5 protein-coding genes and 1 pseudogene are annotated in these 5,002 nt (G+C 72.6%); 2 read left to right on the top strand and 4 right to left on the bottom strand.

The window, feature by feature from the left end:
• Positions 1-109 precede the first annotated feature (109 nt).
• Together greA and AC2CJA_RS24080 are read right to left on the bottom strand one after the other, a co-directional pair.
• Entirely contained in the window at positions 110-607 is a 498-nt protein-coding gene (gene greA, locus AC2CJA_RS24085; RefSeq protein WP_241714298.1) for a transcription elongation factor GreA, read from the bottom strand.
• A 139-nt stretch (positions 608-746) separates the two neighbouring features.
• Positions 747-1,166 carry a DUF4307 domain-containing protein gene (locus AC2CJA_RS24080; RefSeq protein ID WP_484604783.1) on the bottom strand — a complete coding sequence of 140 codons (420 nt, stop codon included), beginning with the start codon at positions 1,164-1,166 and terminating at the stop codon, positions 747-749.
• A 95-nt stretch (positions 1,167-1,261) separates the two neighbouring features.
• Between AC2CJA_RS24080 and mca the strand changes: the two genes are divergently transcribed.
• Positions 1,262-2,134 (top strand): mycothiol conjugate amidase Mca, encoded by an 873-nt coding sequence (gene mca / locus AC2CJA_RS24075; RefSeq protein WP_484604782.1) that lies wholly within the window; start codon positions 1,262-1,264, stop codon positions 2,132-2,134.
• 4 nt (positions 2,135-2,138) lie between these two features.
• Complete coding sequence (locus tag AC2CJA_RS24070; RefSeq protein WP_484604781.1) at positions 2,139-2,351, top strand: hypothetical protein; 213 nt, start codon at positions 2,139-2,141, stop codon at positions 2,349-2,351.
• A 48-nt stretch (positions 2,352-2,399) separates the two neighbouring features.
• Here AC2CJA_RS24070 and secD read toward each other — a convergent pair whose 3' ends face one another.
• Complete coding sequence (gene secD, locus AC2CJA_RS24065) at positions 2,400-4,709, bottom strand: protein translocase subunit SecD (RefSeq protein WP_484604780.1); 2,310 nt, start codon at positions 4,707-4,709, stop codon at positions 2,400-2,402.
• A gap of 63 nt (positions 4,710-4,772) precedes the next feature.
• Positions 4,773-5,002, bottom strand: a pseudogene (locus tag AC2CJA_RS24060) (hypothetical protein); the annotation flags it as partial.

Here is a 5,002-nt window from a genome sequence, read left to right as displayed (position 1 = left end):
CGCCGCGGCCACGACGAAGCGGCCCCCGGCCGCCACGGATGGGTTTCGGTGGCGGCCGGGGGCCGCGCGTCGTCTCCGCCCCGGTCCTGGGGGCCGGGGGTCCGGAGGCTCAGGCCTGGTACGGCTTGGCGTTCAGGACCCGCACCGAGGCCATCCTGCCGTTGGGCAGCTCGTACTCGGCGTCGTCGCCGACCTTCTTGCCGTTCACACCCCGGCCCAGCGGGGACTGCGGGGAGTAGGTCTCGATGTCCGAGCTCGCGTACTCACGGGAGGCCAGGAGGAAGGTGATCGTGTCGTCCTCGTCACCGTCGAAGGCCACGGTGACCACCATGCCGGGCTCGACCACGCCGTCGTCCGCCGGGGCCTCGCCGACCTTGGCGTTCTCCAGCAGCTGGGTGAGCTGGCGGACCCGCAGCTCCTGCTTGCCCTGCTCCTCCTTGGCCGCGTGGTAGCCGCCGTTCTCACGGAGGTCGCCTTCCTCGCGGGCCGCCTCGATCTTCTTGGCGATCTCGACGCGGGCAGGACCCGACAGGTACTCCAGCTCGGCCTTGAGCTGGTCGTACGCCTCCTGGGTGAGCCAGGTGACGTTGTCGCTGGTCTGGGTCACAGGTGCTCCTCGTAGGTACTCTCGGGATATAAATCAACGCCCTACCCGAAGGGTGCGCCTTCATGGGTGGGCGAAACCACGAGCCTAACAATTCCGCAGGAAAAGGGAAGAAGGTCGGACCTTCGGGCCCGGGGGGCCGTCAGTCTCCGCCGGCCGTCGTACAGCCGATCAGCTGGGCGCTGGTGGCCCGCCCGGTGGTGCGCACGGTGACGACCTCGTCGATGCGGCCCCGCGGCCCGTCGAAGGTGAAGTCCGCACGGCCCACGTCCCCGCCGTCCTCCGCGAGGGTGTTGACGGTGCACACACCGGTGACGTCCTCGTCCTTGCGGACCTCCAGATGGACGGCCACCTCGCGGTCCGAGACGATCTCGAACTTGATCAGCTCGCCGCTGACCCGCGTCCCGGTGACGTACGACACCCCGAACCAGGCGATCAGCGCCAGGAACGCCACGCCCAGCACCGCGCCGACCGCCTTCAGACGGCGGTCCGAGCGCTCGTCCCCCGACCGCCCGTACCGCCCCCGGGGCAGCTCCGCGCGCGCCGGATCAGCCGAACTCATCGCCACGTCCTGTCGGTCCTGTAGGGAATACAAGCGGATGCCGCTTCGGTCACTATAGAAGCCGTCTCCCATGACCAGGTAATGAGGATCGAGCCTTGACTGAACAGCTCAGACTGATGGCCGTGCACGCGCACCCCGACGACGAGTCGAGCAAGGGCGCGGCGACCATGGCGAAGTACGTGTCCGAGGGGGTGGACGTGCTGGTCGTGACCTGCACGGGCGGGGAGCGCGGCTCCATCCTCAATCCCAAGCTCCAGGGCGACGCCTACATCGAGGAGCACATCCACGAGGTGCGGGCCAGGGAGATGGCCGAGGCCCGCGAGATCCTGGGCGTGAAGCAGGAGTGGCTGGGCTTCGTCGACTCCGGCCTGCCCGAGGGCGACCCGCTGCCGCCGCTGCCGGAGGGCTGCTTCGCGCTCCAGGACGTGGAGGAGGCCGCCGGACGGCTGGTGCGCAGCATCCGCGCCTTCCGGCCGCACGTGATCACCACCTACGACGAGAACGGCGGCTACCCGCACCCGGACCACATCATGACCCACCGGATCACGATGGCGGCCTTCGACGCCGCGGGCGACCCCGACCGCCATCCGGACGCGGGCGAGCCGTGGCAGCCCCTGAAGCTCTACTACAACCAGGGCTTCAACCGCCCCCGCACCCTCGCCCTGCACGAGGCGATGCTGGAGCGCGGCCTGGACTCCCCCTACGGCGAGTGGCTCAAGCGGTGGGAGGAGTTCCAGCGCGCCGAGCGCACGCTGACCACCTACGTGCCCTGCGCGGACTTCTTCGAGGTCCGGGACAAGGCGCTGATCGCCCACGCCACCCAGATCGACCCCGACGGCGGCTGGTTCAAGGTCCCGCTGGATCTCCAGCGGGAGGTCTGGCCGACGGAGGAGTACGAGCTGGCGAAGTCCCTGGTGGACACATCCCTCCCCGAGGACGACCTCTTCGCGGGCATCCGCGACAATTGACGCCATGAGCCCGACCAACCTCGCCCTCACCCAGGCCCCCGGCCTCGTCGACCTCGCCAAGGAGTTCGACGAGAACAAGGTGACGCCCGGTGTCCTCGGCTTCCTCGTCTTCGCGGTACTGGGGCTGGCCGTCTGGATGCTGATGAAGTCGCTGAACCGCCACATAGGGAAGGTCGACTTCGAGGAGTCGCCCGCCTCGGACACCGGACGGTCCTGACCCCGCCCGGCGCGCGGGCGTGTCCCGGGGCGTGCGGCGCCCGGCCCGTCAGATCTGTGCGCCACTGTCTCCCGGCCTGCGTCCGTCCCCCGTGCCGAAGCGGCCCGCGGCCGCCGCGGACCGGCTCCGCGCCGGCCGCGGCGGCGGGGCGCTGCTGCGCGCCTCCAGTTCGACGGCGACGGGCGTCGCGGTGAACACCGAGGACCAGGTGCCCACGACGATGCCGATCAGCAGCGCGACGGCGAAGTCGGTCAGCGTGTCGCCGCCGAGCAGGGCGAGCGCGGCCAGGATGAACAGCGCGCCCATGCCGGTGTTCACGGTGCGGGGCACGGTCTGGAGGACGGCCGTGTTGGCGACCTGGGCGAAGGGTTCCCCGCGCCGGGCCGCCCACAGCTCGCGGACCCGGTCGAAGACCACCACCGAGTCGTTGACCGAGTAGCCGATCACGGTGAGCAGCGCGGCCAGGAACACCCCGTCGACCGGCTTGCCGAGCCAGGCGAAGATCCCGACGAGGATGAGCACGTCGTGGACCATCGCCAGCACCGCGCCCACCGAGAAGGTCCAGCGGAAGCGGATCGCCAGGTAGAGCATCTGGGCGGCCAGCGCGACGCCGAGGGCGATCAGGGCGCCCCGGCGCAGTTCGTCCCCGAGGCTGGGGCCGATCAGCTCGTCGCGGATCTTCTCCGTCTCCCCGCCCAGTTCCCCGATCGTCTCGGCCACCTCGGCCGCCTCGTCGTTGGACAGCTCGTCGGTGCGCACCGTGATGTCGCCGTCCCCCGAGGTCTGGACGACGGCGCGGGGGAAGCCCGCGTCCGCCAGCGCCGAGCGCGCCCGCTCCGGGTCGACGGGGGTGGCGGTGGAGTACTCGATCAGCCGCCCGCCGGTGAACTCCACCCCGAAGTCCAGCCCGCGCGCCGCGATGCCCGAGCCGGCCAGGACGACGGCGGCCAGTGAGACCGCCAGCCAGCGCCGCCGCCGGCGCATCAGGTCCGGCTCCCGGCGGTTGATCCACTCGCGCACCCGGCCCACGCCCGCGATACCGGTGAGCCGCGGCCGTCCGCGCACCGCGTCGCGGGAGACGGCGAACTCGGTGAGCACCCGGGTGATCAGCAGGGCGCTGATCATGGAGGCGAGCACACCGATGGACAGGGTCACGCCGAAGCCGCGCACCGGCCCGGAGGCGAAGAAGAACAGCAGCCCGGCGGCCAGCAGCGTGGTGACGTTGGAGTCGGCGATGGCGCTCAGAGCGTTGCGGAACCCCTCCGTCAGCGCCCTGAGCAGGTTCCTGCCGCGGCGGGCGGCGTACTCCTCGCGGGCGCGTTCGAAGACCAGCACGTTGGCGTCCACGGCCATGCCGATCGCCAGCACGAAGCCGGCCAGTCCCGGCAGGGTGAGGGTGGCGCCGAGCGCGACCAGCGCGGCGTAGGAGATGAGCCCGTAGCAGGCCAGGGCCACGGCGGCCAGGGCGCCCAGCAGGCGGTAGACGGCGATGATGAACAGCGCGGTCAGCGCGGTGCCGATGACCGCGGCCCGGGCGCTGGCCTCGATGGCCTCCTCCCCCAGGGTCGGGCCGACGGTGCGCTGCTCGATGATCTCCACCGGCACCGGCAGGGCGCCGCCGTCGATGAGCAGGGCCAGCTCCTTGGCCTCCTCCTGGGAGAAGTCGCCGGTGATCTGGGTGGAGCCGCCGGTGATGCCCCGCTCGCAGGCGACCGAGGGATCGACCTGCGGCGCGGAGATGATCTCCTCGTCGAGGACGATCGCCACCCGCCGCCCGGGGTCGCCGGGCGGCGCGCAGGCGGCCTGGCCGGTCAGCTCGGCCCAGGCCTCCTCACCGCCGCCGCGCAGGTCGACGGTGACGTACCAGCCGCCGCCGGTCTGCTGGTCGATGGCCGCCTCGGCGTCCTCCACGCCCTCGCCGGTCAGCTCGGCGGGCCCCAGCCTCAGCCGCCGGCCGGATGTGTCGGGCAGGACGCGCTCGCCCTCCTCGGCCTCCTCCTCGGCCGCGGCGCCGAGGACGGGGTGGAAGGTGAGCTGTGCGGTGCGGCCGAGGACGTCGGCGGCCTCGCGCGGGTCCTGCAGACCGGGCAGTTCGACGATGATCCGGTTGTCGCCGGACCGGGTGATGTTCGGTTCGGCGACGCCGAGCGCGTCGACGCGGCGGCGCAGCACCTCCAGGGTGCGGTCGGTGGCCTCCCGGTCGGCCTCGGTGGTGGGCGAGTCGCGGGTCTCCAGCACGATCTGGGTGCCGCCGCGCAGGTCGAGGCCGAGCCGCGGGGAGGAGGTCACCGCGGCGTGGACGGACAGGGTGATCACGGCGAGGGCGAGGAGTGCCCGCACCAGGGTGGCGCGTCTCAAGGTGTGCCTCCGGCAGGGCGCCGCGGCCGGGTGCCGGCCGCGGCGGTGGGACGACGGGAAACGTCAGCTGCCCGGCGAAGGCGGCGGCGCCCGGCCCTGATGGCGTGCGGTGTACGGGGGACGTCCGGCGGTGTGCGGCAGGGGTGCGGGCGGGCGTATGCCCGCGGTGGGCCGAACGGGGCGGGCCCGGGCCGGCAGGGACGCCCCCGCGGGGTGCGGGGCGTGCCGCTCGGCCGCGGCGTCCCGGTCCAGCAGGGGGATGCGGTCGCACTCGGCCGCGCAGGGCCCGTCGG

The sequence above is a fragment of the Streptomyces sp. ATLC9 genome, from assembly GCF_057196705.1.
The sequence above is the reverse complement of the archived record's forward strand: the minus strand, read 5'-3'. Positions and strand labels throughout refer to the sequence as shown.

Bases quoted from the DNA above. Each gene is read 5' to 3' on its own strand.
- AC2CJA_RS24080 (WP_484604783.1), bottom strand. From the start codon at position 1,166: ATGAGTTCGGCTGATCCGGCGCGCGCGGAGCTGCCCCGGGGGCGGTAC.
- AC2CJA_RS24070 (WP_484604781.1), top strand. From the start codon at position 2,139: ATGAGCCCGACCAACCTCGCCCTCACCCAGGCCCCCGGCCTCGTCGAC.